The organism is Acidovorax sp. LjRoot118 (genome assembly GCF_964253575.1).
Lineage (GTDB): Bacteria > Pseudomonadota > Gammaproteobacteria > Burkholderiales > Burkholderiaceae_C > Acidovorax.
In genome coordinates, this window is the sequence record NZ_CAXURB020000002.1 from 57,827 (window position 1) to 82,626 (window position 24,800).

Here is a 24,800-nt window from a genome sequence, read left to right on the forward strand (position 1 = left end):
CCTCGCATTGTTGGATTTCAGTAGCGGAACATTCGCGGCACGTAGCCGTCAAGCATCTCGTTGCTCACGCTTGCCATCGCCGCGGCGGCGTAGGCTTCCTGGCCGGCGCGCTTGGCTCGTCGTAGCTCTTCGGAGACCGGAACATTCAGGTCTCCGAGCACCTCATCAATCTCCGAAACGCTCAGTCGCTTGAGAAACTCTCTGCTCATCGAGGAGTAGTCCTGGAGCTTCACGTGTAGCGCTCGCAGCATTTCGCCGACCTGATGTGCTGGTGCACCTGCGACAAGCTTGCCGGCCGCCCCAGCGAGATGTTCGATCAGCTCGCTTTCGGCCATGGACAACCAGCGCTTGAGGACGCCAGCAGGAGTTGCTTGTTCGTCCAAGTCGGCGGCAGCTCGCAAGTCCCTGGGCGCGCTCCATCCACACGAAAGCATGGCCATCAGAACCGCGCGGTTCGTGGCCCGTGGCAGAAGAGACAGGTGCTGTACGAGAGCCGCCCGCCAAAGCCGGTCGCGCGAGGCCAGAAGGCCCTCTTTCCTTGCCAGCTCCACTTTCTGAACATGGCATGCCATGTTGGTGCAGACGTCCTCAAGGACGTAGGTGGGGGTGGAAACTGTTCCACACAGCACGGCGCCGAATTCCTGGCATTCCTCTCGACAGGCCCTGGCCTGCTCCTGACCGAGGCCAAAAGGTCCCTCGGGCACGACGGATCGGAAGTGCTCGTGCTGGCTCACCGGAGCGATCCTGATGATGCGGTGCTTCGCGGCGAGTTGCTCTCGCAGTTGTTCCAAGTGGGTTTCCCATTTTGAGGTGGCGCACTCGGAGTTGACGCACATGCCCGGCTCGATGGATGTACCGAAGAGCTGAGCATGATTCGTGCTGTTGAAGCGGCATTTGCCGCAATCGTCTTGATTGAAGGCGGCTTTTGGCAGTGCTACTGCTTTCGCCTCGATGCCGCGCATCAGGTCCTCTACTCCAGGGAGCGATGGTAGTGCGAGCAGCGCTTTGAGGGCGCCTTCCTGAGTTCCTGGGCGTAGAGCGCAAAGGAGGCTGGCGTGACCGCGAGAAATAGTGGCTGCGGCCATGGCGGCCAGCACACCTTCGGATGCGTACATCGCCATGCCAGGCGGCGCATCGGTTGACAGATAGTGGCCCATAAATTCCTTCGAATCGGATAGGGCCACCCATCAGGGTAGGCCCTGAGGAGGATGTTGGATGCTGCAATGGCAGCGAGGTTGTGTGCGCGGAAGTTAGCACGACTGGCCTCTTTGGCCAAGCCAATGCAGTGCTGGCCAGGTCAGAGGCAAATGCTGCCCGAAGCGGGCGGATCTGGGCCCTTGAGTCGTTGACTGCGCATGTAGTCTGGGCGGAGTAGGGAACCCAAATGCATCTTCACGACCCAGCCAGCCCGACCCCGCGCGCCGCGCGACCAGCCACTACGCATGCAAGCGGCGTACTGTGGGCGCCCCAGGGTGGATGGGCAAGCGCTGCCGGCAGTCTCAAGCGCTTGATGGACCAGCACGGATCTGCTGCCCTCTGCCTCGTGCATCTCGACGCATCTGGGTTGCAGCGCGTGCAGGAGCTCGTTGGAAGTGACTCCGGAGAAATGGTTCTAGCGGAACTCGTCTCGCGAGCTGCTCGCGCATCGCAAGCCGGCCCGTGGATAGCGTTGATGGTGGCGCGAGTTGGCCGGCACGAGTTCGTCGCTCTGTTCGGGGCTGACAGCGCGCACCTTGGCGTGGACGACCTGTTGAAGGTCATGGGCCGCCCTATTGACGGCGCAGTGCTGGGGTCGGACGCCCTGCTGACGCTGGGGTGTGCCTTTGCTCTTCCAGGCCAACCGACAGACTTGGTGGCAAACGCAAGGGCAGCTCTGGAAGTCGCCAGGCTGCGCGGACCTGGGTCTGGGTTGGTCTTTGACCCCAGCAGGACCGAGTTGTACTGCCGAACAGAACGCATGGAGGGACTGCTCGCTACGGCCATCAAAACTCGGGTCGGCCTCTCAATCGACTACCAGCCCGTGGTGGCTCGAGCCGATGTGCCGGGCGGGCCTGGCTACACCTTGCACGCGGTTGAGGCATTGGCCCGCTGGCGTTGCGCCGAGTTGGGCAAGGTCTCGCCAGCAGAGTTCATTCCAGTTGCGGAATCGGCTGGGCTGATTTCTCCTCTCGGTCGCCATGTCATGGACGGGGCGTGCAACTTCTTCAAAGTCCTGGAGCGGCTACCAGGCGCACCGGTGCTGCTGTCTGTGAACGTGTCGGCCGCCCAACTCACCCACATGGGCGTCGTCGCAGACTTCGTCGGCATTGTTCGAACTGCTGGCTTGTGGCCGAAGCAGGTGCAGCTGGAGATCACGGAAAGCATAGCGGTCCGCGGTCTAAGGGCGCGGGATCTGCTCTGTGCTTTCAAGGCGGCCGGGTTCCGTATAGCGCTTGACGATTTCGGGACCGGCTACTCATCGCTCGCCTATCTGAACGAGCTCCCGATCGACACCGTGAAGATTGATCGTTCCTTCGTCAGTGAGATGGAGTCGAGCCCATACCACCGCGCGATTGTTGAGTCCACGATCAGGCTGGCAGCTGTGCTTGGCCTGGACACCACGGCCGAGGGAGTGGAGACGGAGTTCCAGGCTGAAGTGCTCACTGAACTCGGCTGCAAGCACCTGCAGGGCTCGCTGTTCTCGATGCCTCTTTCAGAGCCAGCGATGCGGTTGTGGTTGGCAGGTGTTGCTTTGCGTGGCCTCCAGACTGGAAAGGACCCCCATACAGACCGAAACGGGCAGGTTTAGGCCACTGTTTGCCGCAGTCAGCCGTCAACAATAAGTGAACATGTCGATCTTCAATCTCTTCAAACGCGCCTCTGCGCCTGCGACAGCTCAGCACGCACCGCCTGCGGCCATCACGCCGGCTAGGGGGATGTTGACCACGCCAGGCGCCGTGCAGTACCCACCTCACGATCCTGGTCTGCCGATAGCTCCTGTCGCAGAGTTGATGGAGGCGCAGCAGCCACTTATTCGGCGACTAAAAGTCCATGCCGCGCAAGACGCAAAGCTGTTCCAAACGCGGTTCCTGGAGCCGTTGTCCCGCGTCGCCGGCTATGTCTCCAACCTGCCCGCCGGCCCGGAGGGGATCTACTCTGGGCCAGGGGGCCTCTTCCGCGCCAGCGTGGAGCTGGCGTTCGGCGCGTTCCAGGCCGCGGACGGCCGAATCTTTACCGGTACGCTTGGGGTGGAAGAGCGTCATCGGCTTGAGGTGCGTTGGCGCTACGTCTGCTTTTTGGCCGGGCTACTGTGGCCGCTTGGCCGGACATTGGAGCAGATCAAGGTGACAACCGCTGCGGGAGAGGCGTGGCCTGTGCGGGCGATGCCAATGGAGCAATGGCTGGCCCAGGTTCATGCCGATCGGGTCTACTGCGCCTGGCCAAGGTCTGGTGTGACGCCGGGTCCCGCGTCGACGAGCGCTGCTCTTGTGCTTGCCATTGCGGGCGACGCGCCATTCCGCTGGATAGAGGAGGGGTCGCCCCAGCTGGCCACCGCGCTGCTGTCTATCGTCACAGGGGCTAGGACGGAGCAGAACGGGAATGCGTTTGACGTCGTGGACGGGATGTGGCGCAAGATCTGTGCTGCAGAAATCGCACGTCAGCCCCAGAGCTATGGTCGCCTGCAATTTGGTACCCACGTGGGCCCGCACCTCGTGGACGCAATGCGCACCTTGTTGGCGGATGGCAAGTGGACCCTACAGAAGGCGCCGCTGTTCGTAGATGCGAGCGGGGTGTACCTTGAGTGGCCGCGGGCCGGTGAGGACATCCTACTGCTGCTGCAGAAGTCGGCGCCTCAGGTGGCGACGACGCTTGGCGGGCTGCTGCTTCATCTTGAAGATGCAGGCCTGATCCAGGTCTCTGCGGGTATGGGCCCGTTCTCGGAGATTGCCGACGAGGATGGCGAGGTGGTAGCTGCGGTTCGCCTTGCCAAGGCTGATAGCCTCATCGACGGATATTTGCCGAGCGACTTCTCAAAGTCGCGACCAGTGGCGATGTCCGTCGTCCGGCGAGACGATCCGCTGCCCCCTGTCACCAGCGCGCCAGCGTCGCCCACGGCGCCCAGAGTAGCGGATGGTCCTGCACCGCTGCAGGCGCCGAAGCCACCGGCGCCCGGTGTGAGCATTCTGGAGTCTACGCTTGCAGTGGCAGCCCCGGCCGTCGCCAAAAGCCAGGATGAAGCGGTTGGGACTGCTGGCGATCCGGTGGATGCCAAGGTGGGTGAGGGACACGGCACCGCGAGTAGAGCTGGTGCGGCTACCAGTTCGGCATCCCAGACTGGCAACGTGGCCACGGACAAGCAAGTCAACCAACTCGCTGCGCCCAAGCCGCCAGCCCAGGACTCAGGAAGCGGGGGCGGCGGGGTGCCCGAGGGCGCTGAGGTGCGCCACGCTGAATCCCTTCCGAAGGACGTTCGTACCGTCCTCAAGCCCTATATAGCCGAGCAGCTGGCCCAACTCGTGGCCCTGTGCAAGGTGTCGCAGGGGCAGACCCGAACTATGACTACCGGTGTCGCGGTGCCCATGGCAATGCTTGCCGAGGTCGTGGCGAGGCCGCCTGACTTCCTGCAGGCCTTGGTCAGTGCTGGCTTTCTCCATGTTGATCCGTCCACACCTGGACGCTTGGTTCAAGACATCGTCATACCGGAAGGCACGGCGAACAAGGCCGTGTGCTTCATCCTCTCGACTATCCTGACGAAGAAAGTAGGCCTCTGATGGCGAAGCCAAAGGAAATCGAGTCGCTGCTGCGGCCAGTGTTCGAGGCCCGCTCTTCCTTGCTTTGGAGTTTCGCATTCGTCTGGTGTGTGCTGGTGGGCGCAGTCTTTCAGCTGGGCTGGTTCGCCGTCGCCGGGCTGTGCCTTGTCACTGGAATGATGGCGCTGCGGCGGGGCGTCGTGGCCAGGACTATGGTGGTGAAGCAACTGGCGCTCATCGGCAGGCCGGTCGAGATCATGCCCGTGCGCAATCTACTGGACGCGATGCCAGCGATCGGGAACAACCTGTGGCTTGGCCGGGGATGGCGGTGGGAGCCGAGCCATACAGCGCTGGCATATGAGGTTAGCAAGCGCGATCTTTCGGAGATCTACCCGGAGCGCTGGATGCTGCGATTGCTCGGCATCAAGCGGAACCCTGCTGACGAACGAGGCCTGCAGTGGATCCACGGGTTACACCCGGAGGAGAGCGATGTGACCGTGTCCATGGACGCTTTGAAAGGGCACTGCGCCATCATTGCAACGACTGGAGCCATCAAGACCCGGCTGGCCGCGCTATTCATCACCCAGCTGATCGCGAAAGGCGACGTGGTCATCGTCTTTGACCCGAAGGGGGACCATGAGCTGCGCGAGATCTGCCGCATGGCAGCGGAGTACACGGGCATACCTGACAAGTTCATGATGCTGCACCCGGCATTCGCGAGCAAGTCCATCAGGCTGGACATGCTCAAAAACTGGGATCGTGTGTCGCAGGTCGCATCCCGGATCTCCATGGTGTTGGGCAGCCAAGAAGGCGATTCGTTCAAGGAGTTCTGCTGGAACGCGGTGCACCGCATCACCAACGGCATCAAGTACGTTGGCCGGCGCGTGAATCTGCTCACGCTGAAGATGGCGATGGAATCCCGTACCTCAGTGGAGCGCCTGGCATACGAGGCGCTGAAGAAGTTCTTCACCGAAGAAGCTCCCCAGTTGCGAGATCGCGTCACTCAGGAACTCAACAAGTTGGCCGGGGAGAGCAAGCGGCCGCCCAAGAAGGGCGCTATCGAGACGGGCTCACCGGAGCTCACCGCCATGATCATGGTCTTCCTCGCAGATGTGCCGGAGAGTCCGGCGGAGTCAGAGCGCGTCGGAGTCCCCATGAAGCCCGAGGAGGTGTCCGGGCTCGTGAACATCCTTGAGGCCAACAAGGAATGGTTCGGCAAGATGATCGTGTCCATCCTTCCAATGCTGACGAAGCTGACGACAGACGATCTGCGTGGGTTGCTGTCGCCGGACTACGAAGACCTCACCGACGAACGGCCGATCATGGACATGAAGCGCATTGTCGAGGGCCGGCACGTTCTGTACATAGGCACTGACGCCCTGGCCGATCCCTCGGTGGGTAAGGCGCTGAGCGCAATGTGCATGGCCGACCTGGCATCGGTTGCGGCGGAAATCTACAACCACGGGCTTGAAGGGGATGATGGAAGCTCTCCGCGGCGCATCCACCTGGTGGTCGACGAGTGGGGCGATGCAATGTGCGAACCGCTTGTGCAGCAGGCCAACAAAGGCCGCGGGGCTGGGGTCTTCATCTGGGCTTTGGGGCAAACGTTCTCGGACCTTGTGCATGCATTCGGCGGCGATACGGCATCCGCCAAGCGCTTCATGGGCAATATGAACAACCTCATCATTGGCGCCATTCAGGACCCGGACACCCAAGAAATGGTCAGCGAGAAGTTCGGCCTGACCAACATCAAGGTCTTTGGCGAGTCCAAGGGCGTGGGGAGCAAAACCGAGGACACCGGCATGGAGTTCTCGGCAAACCATGGGCTGAGCGCGAGTGACAAGGAAGTGCCGCTGATCCCCCCTGAACTGCTGCCCCAGATGCCAGACCTTCAGTATTTCGCGCTGCTCAACCGGTCTTTCAAATTCAAAGGCCGGATCCCGGTCGTGCAACTCCAATAGACGCAATTCCAACCCATGGCAGTTATCCCACTACGCCCAGCAGCAGAACCATCCGACGTCGCCCAACTAGGCGCGCCACTGACCCTCAAGGGATGCGACCGGATCTACGAGTTCGACGTCGATCGCCATATACCCCTCGATCTCCATGCAATCACCGAGAGCAGCGAAATGAAGAAGGCAATTCGGCTCCACTGGGTGGTCTATCCAAACCTCAAGGCAGCGTCCGAATCGATGGCCCGTACCGCGGGTGCGCAGTGGGGCAGGCAGTTAGGTGTGCCACTCCTGGTGGAAGGGTTCGAGGCCGCCACGCGAGAGGCGGTGCGCGCCGTGGGCGAGGGTGAGGGGCACCGGGCGGTGTTCAGTTCGTACTTGAACGCGCTGGCAGGCACCCTGAGCCAGTTGGCGGTGCATTCGACGATCGGGGAGTCTCCACAGGGAATCCTTGAGTGGGATCCACTGGCCGTGGGATTCGATGACTGGGTTGCCGGCGGAGCGATTACCAGGGTGTGTGTGTATGGCGCTCACACCGTGGATCGGGACATGCTCGCTGGCTTCAAGGTAAAGCTCCTGGCAATGGCCTGTTCTCCCAAGGATCTGGGAATTGCTTTGCGCTCGATGAGGTAGCACGCAATGGATACGAAGTCCCACATCCGGATTTGGCTTGCGCTGTTTCTCATCAGCCTGTTCATCAATCCATTCGTCCGCAGAGGTGACTCGATGGAGAAGTTTGTCGTGAGCGAAATCGAGGCTACCCAAGATGCTTTTGGGCCCAGAGTCGGTGGGTGGATCGTCAGCCAGGCTGATCTGCTCTTCCGTGACTCGCCGGTCAAGTACGCGGCCAACCTGGCGCGCGCAGGCACTGTCACCGGAGACGAGAAGCGGCGCCACGAGAAACAGATGGGCGACGGCGCAAAGGTTCTGATCGGAGTGGCGAACGGAATATTCACGGGCTTCTTGCAGTCGATGTACGTGGTTTGCCTGCGGTTCATGATCATGCTGATCTGGTTCGGGGTGCTTGCCCCCGTGCTGATCGCTGCAGTAGTGGACGGTTTTGGGCAGCGCGCAGTGAAGCGCTATACGTTCGGCTCCATGAGGCCGGCGGCCTTCTCGCTCCTGTCGATGATCATCGTGCCGTTCCTCTTCGCTCCCCTGTTCTACTTGTCCGCGCCCTGGGGCGTGGACCCCTCCATCGTTCCCATTTGGGTGCTTATCGGCTGCGTTCCTCTCGCGCTGCTGATTGCGAACACACAGCCTGTTTTTGGGAAACACTGAACTGCAGCACTTCATGTGGTTGACAGTTGCTTCATGACGGGAATAATTGAATCGTTGCAGGGCGAAGGCTCTGCAGCCTTGTAGCTGGAACAAGCCACATTTCGAGCTCAACATTGCCAGGGTGCGACGGCGCCGGGCACCACGAAAGTGAATACCACCCGGGTCCAATGGACCTGAACGCGGGGTAGGGAGCTGCACTAGATTGCTCCCTTACTTCCTTTTCGGTGAAAACGAAAGCGGTCACCCTCAAGACCACTTCCGTTTTCATCGCTGATGCGACGAATTAGGCTTCGTGCCTTCCCAACAGTGACGCCCTCCGGCGCTCCACCCCCCGACGTTTGACGACGTCATCACCCCTTGCGGTTCAGTACCGCAAGGTGGCTGCACCGCATTTTTTTCTTCTTTGGAGTCAAAAATGAAGTTCTTCGTAGCAGCCATCATTGCCGCAGCATCCTTTGCCACGGTCCTGTCCAACGCAGCTCCTGCAGTTGCAAAGGGCAAAGCCGACCTTTCCACCCGCGCTCAAGCGGTTGATAAGGCGATCGACGAAGCAGTGAAGTAACACTTCGCAGCTTTCAAAAAACATGGGGACCCTCTTGGGTCCCCATTTTTTTTACCAAAACATCCCAAGATTGGAGCCTGTCATGGTGAATCCCATGCATGGCAGCAGCGTGATGCACCAAGCTCAGTTTTCGTTCTTCACAGACGAGGACGCCAAGGTGCTGAACGCACGGCTGCAAAGGCGAGGTCAAAATGCCGCCGCGCGACAACTTCGCGTGGTCTCTCCTCGCGTAGTTTGGGTGGATCCGCTGCAAGAGCAGCTGGAACTGCTCGAAAGGCCGCTCTACGAGGGCCCACCACCCGTCGATGTTTCCCCGGCCCTGAGAGATCTTCAGGACAACCTGGGTGACGCCTATGGCGCCGGTGCCCCGAACATCCACTCGGACGCCGCTGATGCTGATGAGCCCGCTCTGGCCGAAACAGGCCGCGTGAGCGATCAGTTCACGGATCAGGGCGTAGCGATTCTGCACGTGGGATTGCTAGAGCACAGCCTGGCTGTGCTCGCCGGCAAGGGAAACCCGATGGAGAAGGCCGAAACGCTTCGGTGGTTCTTCCTGCCTGATATCAGGTACTGGGTCGAGAAGAAGGTGATACCCGACGAGGAATCGCCAACACCTCGGCCAATGCTCAATTCGGTAGAGAAGTACAGACCGGTACACGCCTCCGAACTTCCGTTCACGTTCCAGCGATGCTGCGCCTATGCAGGCGTCAGCCATGAAGTGGTCCTTGAACGGCTTCGTCACATCCTGCGCAAAGCAGGGCTCGGGCAGTACATGCCCGCTTGAAAATGGAAATCCCCATGCACAACAACCAACTTCCAGTTCGCGAACTGGTGAAACGCAGCCTTGCTGCAGAGTTCAGTCTCGACGTGCCTCCTGAGGCCATGTTCGAAGGTGGACCAGACGATACACCGGACGTTCCGGCCAAGAAGTTCTATGCGTTCGAAAGGGCGCGCCTCAAGGACCTCATGGTTTTTTGGGATGCCAAGGAGCCTGCACTGAAGCTCATCGGTGACCCAGCGGCGGGCAAGACATCGCTGATCGAGCAATTCCATGCACGCATGCGCTGGCCGCTCTACCTCATGTCCTGTTCTTCGGACACGCAGCCGTATCACCTCAACGGCCAACTCATGCCCCAATTGGACGGCAGCCTCAAGTGGGTTGATGGCCCGGTGATCAAGGCGGCTCGAATCGGTGCCTCGGTGCTCCTTGACGAGTACAACACGCTTGCGCCGAGTTCAGCGACGTCTTTGAATGCGCTGCTCGAGGGCTATAGCATCACCATCCCAGAAACGGGAGAGGTGATCAAAGCCGCGCCGACGTTCAGGGTGTTCGCGACTGAGAACTCCATTCACAGCCGAGTTGCCGTTGCGGGTCGCAACGTGCAGGACGCAGCGAACGACGAGCGTTGGATGGTGGTCGAGGTTGACTACCTCCGGCCCGAGCTCGAGCTTGCCATCGTGAAGGAAACGCTGATGAAGCGGGGTACTACCGAGGCGGATGCTCAACTCGTAGCCGACATCATCGTCAAGACTGCAATCCAGACGCGGACCCTGTATCGGCAAGAAGATCCCAGCATCGAAAAGCCGATGTCCACGCGCGTTGCGCTGCGGTGGGCGCGCCTCCAGTGTGCGTACCAAAGTGTGCGAGCCCAGAATCTCTCACCGCTGCACTACTCATTGAGTCGCGCGTTTCACACCCCGTCGCCCGCCATGCGAGCGAAAACCTTCGAGGTCTTCAAGAGCGTTTCCGGGCTCGATCACTGAGATGGTCAAAGTGTTCAATGTGTACGCGCGCCAGACCCCAAACGGCTTAGAACAGTGGGGCCTTGAGACCTCTGGCGCACAGCGCCTGGCTCTCCACGTAAAGGCCGGCAAGGTGGTCAATGACCGGCTGATCTCACTCGGTGCGATTGGCCAACATATCGGGTCTTGGGCCAGGTCTGGCTTCAAGTGCTCGGAGGTCGCCTGCTTCTTCGATGAAGCGACGGGTGTCTTCGATGCAACCCATCCAGACTTCAGGGCCGACCCTGGCTACTTGGTCTTCAGTGAGCCGGTCGACGTTGAGCGAGCGGTGGCCAATCTTGAGACGTTGCTCGCGCGGGCCGCAGTGCAAGCCGGTGTGCCCCAGGACTATCTCCGCAAATGGCTCAGCCGCCAGGATCTGCACGCGCAGTACCTGGTGGCGACGGCCGAACATCCAGTCTTCGCGCTGGCAGTAAGTGAACAGGCGATCAACTCCGGTTGGCAGCTGTTCGGCCGCTATCCGGGTCTTCCCGAGCGGCCTCCTTCCGCTGCGCCACTTGAGTGGGTGCAGTGGCTCTCCGGCAGCTTTGCTGAACCCCAAATCCACGAGGCCCAGAAGGCACTTGGAGGGGGAGTAGCAATGCTGCTAGCTAACCAATCTCCGGTCGCCATCGGCGCGCCGGCTTCACACTACCTGTAGGGTATTCAATGACTCAAAATTCAATCGTGGTGGGAGGCGACAAGCCTCCAATCGCAACTCGCATGGCCAAGCTGGCCATCAAAGGCCTGGCAGCTGGCTTCGCCCGATTCCTTGGCAGCAACGCTGAGCGGCCACAGCATTTCGATGTTGAGCCTGCTCGGGAGGTCGGTCGTGCAGAATTCCGCACGGCGAAGCTCGAACCCGGTAACGCGGTGTTTTGGCGTGCCGGCGAGATCGAAACAATGCCCGCCTCGCGGGTGGTTATTGTTCCGCTGGAGGCAGCTAAGAATGTCTCCGTGGGGAGGGTCTGGCTGTACCTGTATCCAGAGAAGCAGATCATTCGCCGTGTCTTTCGCGTGGAAGATCCGCAAGTGCGCGCGATTCTTCGCATGCGCAAGAGCAGCTACTACATGACGGACGTCAAATGGGACCCCGCGGACGGCGATCACGCCATCGAGCGAATTCGTCAACAGGCCGCGGATGACGTAGTGCGCCTGGTTACCTCTGCGTCCAACGAACGCGATACCAAGGACTCCAGGGGGAGCGTGTCGCGTACACGCAAGGTCACGCCTGCAATCTCAATCGCTCCACCGGCCCCGGCCGAAAAGGAGGTGGTCAAGGCCGCTGTGGCGGAAGCTCTGCCTCCGAAGGCGCCTGAGCCTGAGCCGCAAGCAACGGTGGCGCCTCGCGTCTCTGCGACTCCAGTGCCTGCTCCGGTGCCAACTCATCCAGTTGCCGGCGAAGCGCGGGAGGGTGTGATTGTCGAGATGGGCAAGACACCTCGTCAGGGCAATGGCGGCACCTACGAAGCGTTCTGTGTCAAGCTTGAGGTGAACGGTGTTCATATTCCCTACTACGGTGTGGAACTTGAGCGTGAAGTGTTCGAGCGCCAGGCAAAGCCCGGCGATCGCGTCAGGATCACTCTGATGGACCGAATGGCCATAGGGCAGGGAAGAACAAAGAACCTGTTCAAGGTGGAGATGCTGCGTAAGGGCGCAAAGGGCGTTCAATGATCACCATCACCGCTAGCGGCTTTTGTCCTCGGCAGCCGGACCTCCGGCCGATCAGGGAAAACCTTTTCAAGTGCGAGTTCGACATCTGTTCGAGGCGGAACACCAAGGTCGACGGCGCGTGGACGTCAGTCGTCGAGTCGGTGACATTTGTTGCCTGGAATGACGAAGCGCGCAGACTCGCGGAGCATCTGACTGCAGGCAGCGAGATCACGGCCGTGGGGTCTCAAGAGACCTCGACCTGGGAGAAGGATGGTGTTCAGAAGACGCGAGTCCTCTACAAGCTACTTTCCTACGATCTCAAGCGTTCGGGTAACTCCGGCGGCAAAGTGGGTCGTAACGAAGGCTCCCATGCGGGCGACTCCGACAGCCGCCGGCGCGAGCCTTTGAGGCAGGCCGCTTCGGAAGGTGTTGGCGGTCGCAGGACCGAGCCGGTACCGCAGCGTGCTCAAGCTCAACGCGAGAGCGCGAGCAGGCCCGCGCAAGATGCGGTGCCGAAAGTGGTCTACTAGACCCGTCAAGTGAACGCCCCTGGTCTGCGAAAGCAGCGGGGGCGTTTTCATTGGGGACGCAGATGCTTGCGCTGAGCGCCCTGGCCTGCTCAAATGCCCTATCTCGCTCGCAAGCGGATCGGTGCCTCTGCGGTACCACCAACTTCATCGGCCGTGCGATCTGCACGGTCGTCTTCTATCCTTCGGGTACTTCCCGAGGGGAGGTGCCCGCCCAATTTGGGACCTCTTATGGAAACAATCATTTCGGCGTCGCAGGAGGCCATCCTGGCCTGCGTGAAGGCCTCAGTCGGCGGTATTGACCGCAGGAGTGCGGACCCAGTGTCGGGCCTCTTCCTCATCGAAAAGCGTGGCGCCCTGGTGTCCATTACGGCCAGCAACACAGAGAGTCAGACCACCAGTACAGCTACCCTTGGCCCGCCGCGGGGCTACACCTCCCTTGCAATCGACGCAAGGAAGCTGGTGGAAATCATCCGCTCGGTTCCTTCTGACCAGGTCGTGACGGTCAAGTCGCATAGCGGCAAAGCCGTCATTCGCGCCGGGCGCAGCGAGTTCAAGCTGCAGACGCGCCCGGGAGAGGACTTTCAACTGTTCGTCCCTGACCCATACCTCGGCACCCTCACTATGCCCCAGCGCCTGCTCGCCGAGCAGCTGGAGCAAGTCACCTACGCAATGGCCGGCGCTGTAGATCATCGGCCGTACCTGCAGGGGGCTTTCATCCGCAGCGAGAAGCTTGGCATGTGTATGGTTGCATGCGACTCCCATCGGATGGCGTTCGCCGACCGGTTGGAGGTGCTCGTTACGGGTGCGCCTGGTGCCTTCGTATTGCCTCGCAAAGTTGCCCTTGAGCTTAAGCGGTTGCTCACCGTGTCGGATGAACCTGTGCTCATCTCTGTCGGTAGGCGCCAGGTAGAGTTCAAGTTCGGTGACGTGGTCATCATCAGCAAGCTCATAGACGGCTCACCCCCGGACTACCGGGCGGTGATACCCAAGGCGGTTGACGTCGAGGTGGTCGTGGAGCGGCGCGTGCTGGCTGATTCGCTGGCTCGAATGGCCGTGATGGCGGGAAGCAGCCCCCTGGGCGTCAACATGGCTTTGCAGAGCGGCGTGCTCGCTCTGGACCTTGCATCCGACAACGGTGAAGCACATGAGCAGGTCGACGTTGAGTACGCCGGCGCCGACGAGCAGTTCGCCTTCAACGTGCATTACCTGACGGCAACCATGGCGGCGATCCCTGCCGACCAGGTCGAGCTGGGCTTCAGCACGAAAGGTGGACCGCTGCTGGTGCGTAGCGTGGACAAGACCGGCCCGGTGCACCTGGTGATGCCTACGCGGGTTAGCAGCACCGCAGACAGTTGACAGGCGGGCACGCAGGCATATAGTCCAGTCGTCCAGAGGTACCTAGCCTCCAGTCAAGTAGCTGCGCTTTATTGCAGCCCCTTCAAAGCCGTTCAGTTCTTGCCCCTCGGGTGCATGAGCTGGACGGCTTTTCCATTTCTCCTCCGCTCCGTCCCTGTGCCGGTGCGCGCATCCCCATTGCTCCCAGACCTGGGCAGCACATCACGAGCTTTTCGGACCCTAGGGGCCAGCCTTTGCTTGCTCCCTCGGAGTTGGCAAAGGCGGGCGTCTGCCCGCTTTTACACAACTCAGGAGAGTCCTCATCATGAAAGTCGAAACGAATTTCGCGCCTGAACTGCAGGCGCTCAGTCAATCGCTGCTGCTGGAAAAGTACGCCCAGCAGGGGGAGTCCAGCGTAGCCGCAATCCAGGCACGGGTGGCCAAAGCGCTCGCAAGCGATGAACATCAGGAACGCAGGTTCCAGGAAACAATGCGGCTCGGGTTCGTCCCCGCCGGCCGAATCAACCGTGGTGCCGGTGCAGATCTCGCGGTGACGCTGCTGAACTGCTTCGTGCAGCCGGTCGCAGACACGATCTCAGGCCATATCGATGGTCAGCCAGGCATTTTCGAGGCATTGCGCGAGGCGGCAGAGACCATGCGCAGGGGTGGTGGCGTGGGCTATGACTTCAGTGGCATCCGTCCCGCCGGCGCGCGGGTTTTTGGCACCGCCTCCGATGCCTCGGGGCCCCTCAGCTACATGAGGGTCTTCGACAAGATGTGCGAGACCGTCAACAGTGCAGGCAATCGCCGCGGTGCCCAGATGGGCGTGCTGCGCATTGATCACCCGGATATCGAGCGGTTCGTGGATGCGAAGAAGCTCCCTGACCTTGCGGCTCTTGGCCTCGACGAGAGGAGCTCGGAGCTAGTCCTGGGGCTGCTTCGCGACCAACCAGCCTTTGCGTGGGCGTTCAGGGGTGCCTTCGCGACCTTGAGCAACTTCAATCTCTCGGTTGCGGTCACCGATGAGTTCATGCGGGCCGTGGAGAGCGATGACGACTTTGACCTGGTTCACTCGGCACCGCCGAGTCACGAATGCGCCACTAAAGTGCTCGCCGATGGCCGCACGGTCTACGTGTACCGGACAGTGAAGGCCAAGGTGCTCTGGGAACAGATCATGACCAATACCTACGATGGCGCAGAGCCTGGTGTGGTGTTCATCGATCGCATCAACTGGGACAACAACCTTCGGGCCGTGGAAACGATCAGTGCCGTCAACCCCTGTGGGGAGCAAGGGTTGCCTGCCTACGGTTGCTGCGACCTTGGGTCGATGCACCTGTCGCGCTTCGTGCGCGAGCCGTTCACCGGTGAGGCCGCCTTTGATTACCCGGGCTTTCGTCGGGCCGTGGCCGGAGCTGTGGAGATGCTGGATCGTGTGCTTGACGTCTCGAGGTGGCCATTGCCGGAACAGCAGAGCCAAGCGCGGTCCAAACGACGTATCGGGGTGGGCTATTTCGCCATGGGAGACGCCCTGGCGATGCTGGGGCTGCGCTATGGGAGCGAGGCGTCGGTTGCCTTCGTAGACCGCGTTGGCCGCGAGATGCGTGATGCTGCCTACGAGGCCTCGGTGGAGCTGGCGCGCAAGTTCGGTGCATTCCCTCTGTTTGCAGCTGAAGAGTTTCTGGCCGAAGGCACCTTCGCAAGCCGCCTACCGGCACGCATCAAGGACATGATTCGGGAACACGGCATCCGCAATAGCCATCTCCTGAGCCTTGCTCCTACGGGAACGATCGCGCTGACGTTCGGCGACAACGCGTCCAGCGGCATTGAGCCGATCTACGCATTGAGCCAGGTCCGCAGTGTTCGCCAGAAGGATGGCTCGCGAGTGGAAAGCACAGTGTTCAACGCTGCCTATCGTGCGGCGCAGAACGCGCTGGGCCCAAAGGTTGACCCCACTGCGTTTCCAACGGTGGCCGATCTGACCGTCGACGATCACTTAGCAGTTATTGCGGCAGCTGCTCCGTTGATCGATGCCGGGATCAGTAAGACGGTCAACGTGCCAGCGAACTACCCGTTCGCCGACTTCGCCGGCGTCTACCTGCGGGCCTGGAAGGCTGGGCTCAAGGGCATCACTACCTACCGGGAGAACAACGTTCTGCTGGGATCGGTCATCGCAGCTGGTAGTCTGCCTGCGGCTGCGCCACCGGTGACTCAGTCAATGGTTCCCCAGGAGAGCGGCGCTTACTCGGCGATGGAACGCCGGTGCCCTTCGTGCAATGCGATGACATTGGTCAAGAAAGCCGGGTGCGACGGATGCGATTGCGGGTACTCGGCCTGCGATGTGAGTTGAGCAACAGCTTCTTCTCTTGCCCCCCATTACGGGGGGCTTTTTTTTGCCCGCATCCGCTTGCCACAAGACAGCGGATCAATAGAATGGGCCCACGAATGCGCTTGCCGCATCCCCGGTGCACACCTGTGCACTACCAACAACCCCGAAGGGCATCACTGCCCTTTGGCGGTGGTGCCCTTTTTGACTTCCAAGAAGGCACCTCAATGAACTCCCAAGTCAAGCAAGTCGACGCAGCCAATCTGGTGTGCGTTGCACTGGATATCCACCTCTGGGGTGGTCGCCAGGCGCTCAAGCGCGAACATCTGCAGCAGTACGACAGCCAGATGGCTAACCTGCCCCCCTCAGCGTTGGCGTCGATGGGCAGCATCAAGATCTGCGATCCCGAAGAGGTTCGCAAATTCGCACGGATCAAGAACGAAGCCATTCGGCTGCTCGAAGACAACGGCCTGCCCCTCGTAGGTGCGATGGCCATTCCGAAGGACCGACTGGATGCGGTGACGCTCGAACTGGGCAAGTTGAAGGCAAAGTTTGACCACTGCGCCAATGACCTGTTCATGCGCTTTGACAACGAGATCACCGCATGGCGCAGAAAGTGGCAGCTCGAGAATCCTGGCAATGCGACGCTTTTGAAGCGCGTGCCGGATGCAAAGCAGGTGTATGGGAAGCTCAGCTTCGCTTTCCACCTGTACGCCGTGACAGCTCCTGTCGCCGGTGACGAAAGTCACCATGCGAACGGTGGCTACCACGGGCAGCTGCGCGGGCTCAAGGGCGAGCTGTTCAAAGCGGCAGCGGCCGAAGCGCACGATCTGCTCACAAAGTACCTGGTTACCACTGACCCGAACGGTGCCACTTCGAACAAGGATGTGATAACGCAGAAGACTCTGCGGCCACTCAAGCGGGTAGTAGCCAAGCTGCGCAGCTTTAGCTTCGTGGATCCTTCCGCTGGGCCTCTGGCCGATGTGATCGAATGGTCGCTCGACCAGCTGCCGGCAGAGGGAAAGATCGACGGCAAGGGGCTAGTGAGCATCTGGTCCCTGGCCCGCCTCTTGGCGAATCCTGATGAGGCGGCCAGGATCGCGCAGGTCTCGCTCGCAAACGGTGCAGAAGCCGCTTGGGTTGCAGGAACAGGCGCAGGCGCTGTGGCGGTTGATCTGGTTGGTGTGGTAGCAGCCCCAGCCACAGTCGCGTTGGAATTCGACGATTCCACAGGCACGAGCCCTCCAGCAGTGCAAGGAGGCGACCTGAACTTCGGCCTCGCGCTCGAAGGCAGCATTTCCATCGCCGCTGCTGCCGCAGCAGCGCCAGCTAACATGAGCTCGTGGCTCTGAGGTACAGCATGAGCAGTACCGTCAATCACGCTCTGATCGAAAGTCTTGCTTTGACGGCACAGGGGCGAAAGCCTCTGTTTTGCTGGGAGCAAGTTCCCTTCGGTGTACACCCAGCAGCAGAGGGCCTTGCAGAAGGCCGCCTGGTGCTACCCGCCCTGGCCGGCACCGAGCAGCAGCATGAGCTGCTCTCACGCACCGGGTTTGCCTTGGTGATGGCCAGTCTTGAGTCGGGCATGGATCCCACCGCCTGGCCCTCGAATCGCGAGGCTCGCATGGCAGCCGCGGCAATGGAAATCGGCGCCGCCGCTAGTCGGCGAGTTCAGGAGCTTTTCTTTCACGAACCCCACGTCGTGACGTTCCTGCAGGAGCTGGAAACGCGCCTGCAAATCCTGCGCGAGACAGGCGACCCGCTCCGGGGCGCCGAGGGCGTGGCCAGTCTCTTCTTCGCGGCTTCCGCACGGTCTGCATTGACCAACGCTGGAAGAGTTGAGGGGGAGTTGCTGAGCGTGCTCGACGCGATACTGGATGGATTTGCATGCGATGCAGAGCTTGCCGAACTGGCAGAGCACGTCAGTACGGAAATCCCGCATTGCAGCTGTTCGGCTGACTATGCGCGACTCGCCAGTAGCCTCTGGCCTGATGCGGCCGAGGAAGCTCCCACTAAAAAGGAGGCGAGCAACCAGAGCCAGCCTCGCGGCTCATGCGCTGGGCAGATATGCCCCGCTTCAGAACAGCGTGCACAGGATGGCGCTGAGGGCGAGCAAGAGCTTGCAAGCAAGGGCGCAGCGGGAACCGCAACAGGCGGTCAGCCAGGTGAAGGTAGCAGCGCTGCCGACGACGCGAAGTCTGACGCAAGCGAACCGGCAAAGGACGAATTGCACGAGGTTGGAGAGGACCTGGCGAACCAGGCTGATCACGGTAGTGCCATGGGGGCAGCCGACGAGATCACCGGCGAGGGTGAGGCTGCTCAGATCGATAGCAGCCGCGCCCCTGACGTCGAAGAGGTCCCGAGCCATTCTGAGTCGGCTAATTCGGTTGGTAGCGACGAGATCATTGCAGCGGTTCCTGTAGAGGACGAAGGTCCTGCGGGTGATCCCACGTTGCTAACCCTGGCTATCTCGGGCCTTGCCGGTGGCAGCGGCTTCGCCGGCGAAGCCGCTGGTCAGCAAGATCTGGTGTATGCAACCGATGGCCGGCTCATTGCTTCGCTGATGCGGGTGTTTCAGGAGCAGCGCCGGGCTCCAGTGGCCTTGGCGGCAGCTGGTGCGCGGGTGGCGACACCGCATTTCTGGCGCCTTCGTGCGCTGGGTGATGTGCGAGTGTTCCAGACGCCATCGCTTGTGTCGGGGGTGGATGTTGGTGTTCAGATCCTTCTCGATCGCTCCGGGTCGATGCGACACATTCTCCAAGAAGCGAGTCGGATCTCGCTTGCTTTGGGCGATGCGCTCAAACGCGTCACCGGCATCAGGTCGGCTCTAGCAGCCTTCCCTGGTACGTGCAGCGTGGTGCAGCCGCTTTTGGACTTTGGAGGTCAACTCAGTGCCGCCAGATCGGCGTTGCGCGGGCTGAAAGCAGACGGGGGTACCCCACTTGGTGGAGCCATGCAGGATCTACTCCCAGGGCTTGATGCCTTGGCCACCCGGCAGAAGTTTCTGATTGTGATCGGTGACGGAAGGCCGGACGACCATGCGCTCACGCAATCGATGCTCGTGAAGTACCGGGAGCGTGGCATTGAGGTGCTTGGTATCGGCATTGGTGAAGAGAGCCGCGACCTCAAGCTCTACATACCGCGGTGCGCGATCGTTGACGACGTGCGCGGCTTGCCCCCGGCAATCGAGGACTTGTTCAAGGCGCATGTCCTAAAAAAGGCTGCATAGCACCTCCGCTATGCAATCTTCCGTCCTCTTTAGAGGGCGGTTTTTAGAGTGAGTTCTGAGGCATTGAACCCCTTCTAAAAACCGTAACCGCACCCGCGTGACTCCGGGCGCCAGATCGTGCAGACTCTTGGGATCAAAGCGACATTCGCTTGGACGCTGAGCTTTCTCAGCCATTCATTGACCTCAGGGGGTGTCATCCCCAAGGGGTGATGCTCCTTGAATTTTTTAGGAGCATTTCATGCTTGCAACCGATCGCGTGAAGGGTCGTTGGCGCGACCTGTTTATCGCCAGCGGGGTTGATGAGGCCGTGCTGAACGGCAAGCATCACCCTTGTCCAATTTGCGGAGGTACGGACCGGTTCCGGTTTCCCGACAAGGGCACCAGGTTATGGGTCTGTACATCGTGCACTGACAGCAAATACTCCAGCGGGCTGCAGTTTTTGCACCTCTTTCTTCGGCATAGCTCGCTGAAGCAAACTGCGGCGTGGATCCACGACTACTACGATGGAAATCCAGTGGCCGAGGCTGCGATGGCAGTCAACCGCGCAGAGACTCCTGCCGAGATTGCAGCGCGGAACGAGAGGCGCCTCTGGGTGATGAACAAGGTGCTCTCCCAAACGGTGGACGTCAAAAGCGGCGACCCTGTAGACCTCTATCTGCGAAGCCGGGTGAAGGGCTTGCAGGCAATCCCCTCGGGGATCCGCATCCATCCTGGCCTGGAGTATTGGGAGCGGCCCACAGAGGGTTCTGGCAAGCCTACGCTGGTCGGGGTGTTCCCGGCCATGGTTCTAGCCGGTCGTGATGAGAACGACAGGCTGGTGCAGATTCACAAAACCTATCTCACGCCCGAAGGCGCGAAGGCGCCGGTCAGCAATCCGAAGAAGACCGATGTGGGGGTAGGTTGCAATTCCTATGCGTTCCGACTTCAGGACGTCGAAGGGGACACCCTTGGCGTCGGCGAAGGCGCTGAGAACTCGTTACGCGGAGGGCTGCTCTTCAACGTGCCTGCCTGGCCGTGTCATTGCGCAAGCGTACTGGCCAACTTCACGATCCCGGCGAGGCTGAAGTCAAGGATCCGCAAGCTGTACGTATTCACGGACAACGACCCCAAGGTCCGACCCGACGGCAGCCCATGGAATCCTGGCGCTGAGGCTGGCGCAACCTTAGCTGCTCGAATGCGCGCCGAGAAAATTAAGGTCATGGTCATTCGTCCCGCAAAGGGCGATACGGACATGACAGACCTGGCATAGAGAGGCCCGTCCCGATCGGGACGGGCCTTTCTTCATTGCGGCCAGGTGAAGGTGTGTGACATCCGCATGGTGCCTACGATGGGTCCCAGCGAGAAGATGCCCTCGCGCTTGAGGGTAGCGCTGCTAACTGCGTTGTTGTTCAAGAGCGGCAAGAGAAGATCGCGCGGCTCCTCGCCGGCGTAGTCCTTGAAGACGCCCATCCGGCCGTGGGAGTTCACGCACAGAACGGTTGTGAGCTCGCCATCCCTGTCGAGGACATAGGCGCGATCCTGGACAACCAATGGACTGTCACTCTCTGCATAGACCACAACGTCCGTTCGGCGGATGTTGTCGTGGGGCAAGAGCCCGCCGGACATCCATTTGAGAGATCCAATGGACTGGGGAAAGGTGCCGCCGATTCCATCAGGGGGGCACCAGATGATGTCTTCGCCGCCGGTCGCACCGCGCACCTTCTGGGCCTTGGGGTTAGGTGGTGCGGTCTCGGACGCGTCTAGAAAATATCCTGGCTCGACTTGGTACTTGGCACAGATGGCCGCCAGGACGGTCCAGGTCGGAAGAGAGTTACCAGAAAGCAGGTGGTCTGCTCGCGAGACGTCCACTTCAATATCCAACGCCAAAGCGCGACACATGTCAATCGCCCGGACGGGGTAGTTCAAACTGCGAAGCAGTCCCCGGAGACGGTCGGAGAAGCGCTTCGCTAGTAGAGTCTCATTCATGATCTGTTCTCAGAACGCAACATTCCTGGGGCAAAAAGTTATCCAGAGCGCCCTTCAAGTTGTGGTTTCCAGCACTTGACAATTGGGGGCTAAGTTGAGGTTATTCTTACATGTCGATACACTGCAGCAAAGCCAATTCGGCGATCCCGTTTCAGTAGTTGCGCAATAGTTCACAAAACCGGTCCGCTGCTTCATCCCATGAATCCAACATCCCTTGACCGCCCGATTCGGGAGGAGAACGTAGCTGCTCTTCTACGCCGGTGGCGCCTTGTTTGCCAAGATGAAAAGTTCCGTTTCGACGTCAACCTGGACTTCGATACGACTGCGGTTCTCAGAGCGATGACCGAGGAAGAGGTCAGGCTCGCGGCAAGCACGTTGGTGCCGTTGTTCGGCTTGAGTGTAGATGACTACGGTCTCAAGAACATCCTGGAAGAGCGCAATGGTCGGGAGTTGAGCCACGTGGAATTGAAGCGGGCGGATGAGACGTTCATGGAGAACGAGGACTTCCTCCTCAATCGCTGGTCGGCGTCTAGGCTCAGCGACAACCGATCACGCATTCGCTACGCGCTGTCTCCGGGGACCGCAATGTTCCTGACGCGAGCGACCATCGGGGATCTGCGCAAGATCGCAGGCAACGGGCATTCATTGTGCAGTCTCCAAGTTCGTCCCCAGTACCTCTGGCAGGCGGGCAAAGCCAAGCACCTTGGGGATGCGCAGCGCGATAGCATGGCATTCAGCGCCAACAAGAAAAACTCAATCTGAGGGCATAGTTGTGGGTGAACTACCGGGACCAGGGAAGGCCAAGGCGTCTGGGAAAAAGACGCTGCGTGATGCGCTGATCGAGACGCGAGATACGCTCGAACAGTTCGAGAACCTTGTGATGATGGGCGCGCGGCCGGTCACGATCAAAACTCTGATGTCTTTGGACTACTCCGACAAAGAGATCCGCAACCAGGTTCGACAGGTTTCTGACCGCCTGGGCGTGCAGAGGGTTCATCAAAAAGGCAAGGTGGTTGCCCCCAACAGCCCTGATTTTCTGAAGAAGCTGATCGACCGCTACCATGCGACCGTCCTGATTGGCATAGCAAAACGTCTCGACCTCATGCAAACGGTGGTGGACGAAACGTACGTAGGGGCGCTGGTGGACATCTACCAAACCTACGTCTCAACTTTCAGGACAAACGTCGACGACGCGAGGCTAAGTTTCGAGCTGGCGATCGTCATCCTGGCTGGCTGGCAGGCCGGCGACGTCGGTACATCACCCTGTGCGAATTGCGGATCGCATTTCGTTATCCGCGCCCATGATTTAGGGTCGAAGGCAGACTGCCCGGTCTGCAAAATGCATTGCCATCCAAAGCTCGATCTGCAAGAGCTCTGCAGTTCTGGAGAAGAATCACTCCCGGACCATGTCTTCGGCATTCCTTATTCCGCTCGCTTCGGCTCCTAGCTTTTCGCACTTTTGAAGAGCGCGAGGTGTGCAAGACACCTCGATTGGCGCCTGCACCGGCCGTCGCTCTTCGTGCTTGGATCAACTGGCTGGGACGCTCTGCAGCTTGCAGTCCGCACGCACCTCGGAGCCCTCTCGCTGCCCGTGGCGCCTAGCTGCAACAGCACATCAGCGCGGGCCCTGGCCGCTGTGCACGGCCTTCCCACAGGTGAACTCTCTTTCGTTGCAGCCTCGGCCGTCCGCCGGGTTTCAGGACTACCTGCAGGCCCGCGCCATTCGGCCTTGCCGTAAGTTCTAGGGCGAACAGCCCGAACGGGGGCAGATATACCCCCTCGAGTGAACCCTCGCCTCGGTAGATTCACCGGCATGAGTTCGCAGTCCACCTCTTACAACGAACGTTGCCTTGAAAGTGTCATGGCCGCGCTGCATCCCATCCGCGCGCAGCTCGATGACCAGTCCATCAATGAGATCCAGATCAACGGGCCGAGCGACGTGTTCGCTCGGGTCGGCGGAATTGACAAGCGTGTGAATGTGATTCTCTCGGCTGCGAACATCGCGACCGCGATCAGCGTTGTTGCCTCTATGAACAACAAGGAGGTGGGCAATACCAAGGAACAGTACGTGCTATCTGCGCGACTGCCTGGCATGCGCATTGAGGCCCTCTTGCCGCCGGTAGCTATCAACGGGCCAAGCATGTGTATTCGACGCCACGCTTCGCGAGTTGTGACGCTTGAGGAATACGTGCAAGGGGAAGTGATTACTCAACACCAAGCGAACCTGCTTAAGAAGATAGTGGAGTCGAACCAGAATTTTCTGGTGATCGGAGGAACGTATAGCGGCAAGACAACGTTGGTTAATGCACTGATGAAGTTGATTCCTGATGATCAGCGGCTATTCATTATTGAGCAGGTGCATGAGCTTCGAGTTGAGGCTTCCAATCACGTGATATTGGAGTGCGATCCGGAGCAAGGCGTTACTGCGCAGCGGGCTGTAATGGCAGGCATGAGATACAGCCCGCACAGGATCATATTGGGTGAACTGCGCGGTAGTGAGGCCATCGATTTCCTGAATGCTTGCAATACCGGCCATCCAGGCTCGTGTACGACCATTCACGCAGACTCTGCCCGCGACGGCCTGTCGCGCTTGGAGGACTTAATTCTGCAGGCTGATCGGCTGCCACACGAGGCTATCCAAAGTCGAATCGCCAATTCAATCCAGTGGCTTGTGCATATAAGCATGGTCAAAGGAAAACGCAAAGTAGGGCAGATCGTCCGAGTTAAGGGGTTTGACCGAAATGAAAAGAAGTATGTGTTCGAAGACTTTTCTCAAGGAGTGGAAGATGAAGGTGAAATTTAACGTTGGCTCGTTCGCTAAATTTGCAGCAACGGCGGCCGTAGTGGTATCCCAAGCCGCGCATGCGGCTGCGGAGAATGAGATCAACAGCGAACTGCTGGGCAAGTTCGGCTGCTCGATCTATAACTTTCTTACCGGCCCTCTCGCTATCTGGGCGTTTATCCTGGTGGTGGTCGGAACATTGCTGGTCGGGATGATCGCCAAAATCGACTTTTCCAAAATCATCGTGGTCGTAGTGTTGTTCGCGCTGATTCAGGGGATCGGCACATGGGCAATGGGCGTGGACAGCATTGCCTCGAAATTGGGCACCACTAACTGCCTGACGGCGTCCTGATATGGAAGGCCGGCGCGGAAGCCGATTTCATCCGTCGCTGAATCGCCCAAAGCTTTTTCTGGGTGTCCCGCTCAACGCATTCATGCTGATTGTGTTGGGGGGGAGTTTCGCGTTTGTCGCCCGCATCTATTGGATAGTGCCCGGAGCATTTTTGCTTTGGCTTATTGCGAAATGGTTAACGAAGCGGGACCCAGCGTGGATGGACATCCTGGAACACTATCTGAAGGAAGAACACGTTTACGACAGTGTTCCTCGCGCCAAAGACTACAAACGCAGGCCAGAAGGTTGGGGCAGGGGACTGCCTTGGTGACCAGGGATAATATT

The 24,800-nt window shown here is 60.0% G+C and carries 23 protein-coding genes; 21 read left to right on the forward strand and 2 right to left on the reverse strand.

The window, feature by feature from the left end; genetic code table 11:
- Positions 1–17 precede the first annotated feature (17 nt).
- Positions 18–1,157, reverse strand: coding sequence for a hypothetical protein (locus tag ACSQ9E_RS33005; protein WP_436220337.1), 1,140 nt, complete (start codon positions 1,155–1,157; stop codon positions 18–20).
- 353 nt (positions 1,158–1,510) lie between these two features.
- Here ACSQ9E_RS33005 and ACSQ9E_RS33010 point away from each other — a divergent pair, with 353 nt between their 5' ends.
- The 16 genes from ACSQ9E_RS33010 to ACSQ9E_RS33085 all read left to right on the forward strand — a co-directional run bounded on the left by ACSQ9E_RS33010 (position 1,511) and on the right by ACSQ9E_RS33085 (position 20,626).
- On the forward strand, positions 1,511–2,788 hold the full coding sequence (locus ACSQ9E_RS33010; RefSeq protein WP_436220338.1) for an EAL domain-containing protein: 1,278 nt from the start codon (positions 1,511–1,513) through the stop codon (positions 2,786–2,788).
- A gap of 40 nt (positions 2,789–2,828) precedes the next feature.
- The gene (locus ACSQ9E_RS33015; RefSeq protein ID WP_436220339.1) at positions 2,829–4,751 is read left to right on the forward strand and encodes a TraI domain-containing protein; all 1,923 of its coding nucleotides are present in this window, start codon (positions 2,829–2,831) and stop codon (positions 4,749–4,751) included.
- Positions 4,751–6,691, forward strand: coding sequence for a conjugative transfer system coupling protein TraD (traD, locus tag ACSQ9E_RS33020; RefSeq protein ID WP_436220340.1), 1,941 nt, complete (start codon positions 4,751–4,753; stop codon positions 6,689–6,691). Before ACSQ9E_RS33015 ends, traD begins: the two co-directional genes overlap by 1 nt.
- Before the next feature lie 15 nt (positions 6,692–6,706).
- Positions 6,707–7,315, forward strand: coding sequence for a hypothetical protein (locus ACSQ9E_RS33025; RefSeq protein WP_436220341.1), 609 nt, complete (start codon positions 6,707–6,709; stop codon positions 7,313–7,315).
- Positions 7,316–7,321: 6 nt separating this feature from the next.
- The gene (locus ACSQ9E_RS33030; RefSeq protein ID WP_436220342.1) at positions 7,322–7,963 is read left to right on the forward strand and encodes a DUF4400 domain-containing protein; all 642 of its coding nucleotides are present in this window, start codon (positions 7,322–7,324) and stop codon (positions 7,961–7,963) included.
- 415 nt (positions 7,964–8,378) lie between these two features.
- Positions 8,379–8,525, forward strand: a complete 147-nt coding sequence (locus tag ACSQ9E_RS33035) for a hypothetical protein (protein ID WP_436220343.1) — start codon at positions 8,379–8,381, stop codon at positions 8,523–8,525.
- Between the two features lie 82 nt (positions 8,526–8,607).
- Complete coding sequence (locus tag ACSQ9E_RS33040) at positions 8,608–9,309, forward strand: hypothetical protein (RefSeq protein WP_436220344.1); 702 nt, start codon at positions 8,608–8,610, stop codon at positions 9,307–9,309.
- 14 nt (positions 9,310–9,323) lie between these two features.
- Complete coding sequence (locus ACSQ9E_RS33045) at positions 9,324–10,289, forward strand: AAA family ATPase (protein ID WP_436220345.1); 966 nt, start codon at positions 9,324–9,326, stop codon at positions 10,287–10,289.
- Position 10,290: 1 nt separating this feature from the next.
- Positions 10,291–10,968 carry a hypothetical protein gene (locus ACSQ9E_RS33050; protein WP_436220346.1) on the forward strand — a complete coding sequence of 226 codons (678 nt, stop codon included), beginning with the start codon at positions 10,291–10,293 and terminating at the stop codon, positions 10,966–10,968.
- A gap of 62 nt (positions 10,969–11,030) precedes the next feature.
- The gene (locus ACSQ9E_RS33055) at positions 11,031–11,981 is read left to right on the forward strand and encodes a hypothetical protein (RefSeq protein WP_436220347.1); all 951 of its coding nucleotides are present in this window, start codon (positions 11,031–11,033) and stop codon (positions 11,979–11,981) included.
- Positions 11,978–12,490, forward strand: a complete 513-nt coding sequence (locus tag ACSQ9E_RS33060) for a single-stranded DNA-binding protein (RefSeq protein ID WP_436220348.1) — start codon at positions 11,978–11,980, stop codon at positions 12,488–12,490. The genes ACSQ9E_RS33055 and ACSQ9E_RS33060 overlap by 4 nt, the downstream gene beginning before the upstream one ends.
- Positions 12,491–12,718: 228 nt before the next feature.
- Positions 12,719–13,846, forward strand: a complete 1,128-nt coding sequence (gene dnaN, locus ACSQ9E_RS33065) for a DNA polymerase III subunit beta (RefSeq protein ID WP_436220349.1) — start codon at positions 12,719–12,721, stop codon at positions 13,844–13,846.
- 304 nt (positions 13,847–14,150) lie between these two features.
- The gene (locus tag ACSQ9E_RS33070; RefSeq protein WP_436220350.1) at positions 14,151–16,172 is read left to right on the forward strand and encodes an adenosylcobalamin-dependent ribonucleoside-diphosphate reductase; all 2,022 of its coding nucleotides are present in this window, start codon (positions 14,151–14,153) and stop codon (positions 16,170–16,172) included.
- Between the two features lie 203 nt (positions 16,173–16,375).
- Positions 16,376–17,500: a DUF3150 domain-containing protein gene (locus tag ACSQ9E_RS33075; RefSeq protein WP_436220351.1), complete on the forward strand. Its 1,125-nt coding sequence runs from the start codon at positions 16,376–16,378 to the stop codon at positions 17,498–17,500.
- An 8-nt stretch (positions 17,501–17,508) separates the two neighbouring features.
- Positions 17,509–19,377, forward strand: coding sequence for a VWA domain-containing protein (locus tag ACSQ9E_RS33080; RefSeq protein ID WP_436220352.1), 1,869 nt, complete (start codon positions 17,509–17,511; stop codon positions 19,375–19,377).
- 238 nt (positions 19,378–19,615) lie between these two features.
- Entirely contained in the window at positions 19,616–20,626 is a 1,011-nt protein-coding gene (locus ACSQ9E_RS33085; RefSeq protein WP_436220353.1) for a DUF7146 domain-containing protein, read from the forward strand.
- A gap of 32 nt (positions 20,627–20,658) precedes the next feature.
- On the opposite strand, the gene ACSQ9E_RS33090 is transcribed toward ACSQ9E_RS33085, so the two are convergent.
- The gene (locus tag ACSQ9E_RS33090; RefSeq protein ID WP_436220354.1) at positions 20,659–21,342 is read right to left on the reverse strand and encodes a hypothetical protein; all 684 of its coding nucleotides are present in this window, start codon (positions 21,340–21,342) and stop codon (positions 20,659–20,661) included.
- A gap of 198 nt (positions 21,343–21,540) precedes the next feature.
- Here ACSQ9E_RS33090 and ACSQ9E_RS33095 point away from each other — a divergent pair, with 198 nt between their 5' ends.
- The 5 genes from ACSQ9E_RS33095 (at position 21,541) to ACSQ9E_RS33115 (ending at position 24,786) form a co-directional block, all read left to right on the forward strand.
- Positions 21,541–22,104, forward strand: coding sequence for a hypothetical protein (locus ACSQ9E_RS33095; protein ID WP_436220355.1), 564 nt, complete (start codon positions 21,541–21,543; stop codon positions 22,102–22,104).
- A gap of 10 nt (positions 22,105–22,114) precedes the next feature.
- Positions 22,115–22,789, forward strand: coding sequence for a FlhC family transcriptional regulator (locus tag ACSQ9E_RS33100; RefSeq protein ID WP_436220356.1), 675 nt, complete (start codon positions 22,115–22,117; stop codon positions 22,787–22,789).
- Positions 22,790–23,155: 366 nt separating this feature from the next.
- Positions 23,156–24,145, forward strand: a complete 990-nt coding sequence (locus tag ACSQ9E_RS33105; protein WP_436220357.1) for a CpaF family protein — start codon at positions 23,156–23,158, stop codon at positions 24,143–24,145.
- A complete protein-coding gene (locus ACSQ9E_RS33110; protein WP_436220358.1) occupies positions 24,129–24,476 on the forward strand; it encodes a TrbC/VirB2 family protein in 348 nt (115 codons plus the stop codon). The genes ACSQ9E_RS33105 and ACSQ9E_RS33110 overlap by 17 nt, the downstream gene beginning before the upstream one ends.
- A 1-nt stretch (position 24,477) precedes the next feature.
- Entirely contained in the window at positions 24,478–24,786 is a 309-nt protein-coding gene (locus tag ACSQ9E_RS33115) for a VirB3 family type IV secretion system protein (RefSeq protein ID WP_436220359.1), read from the forward strand.
- Positions 24,787–24,800 lie beyond the last annotated feature (14 nt).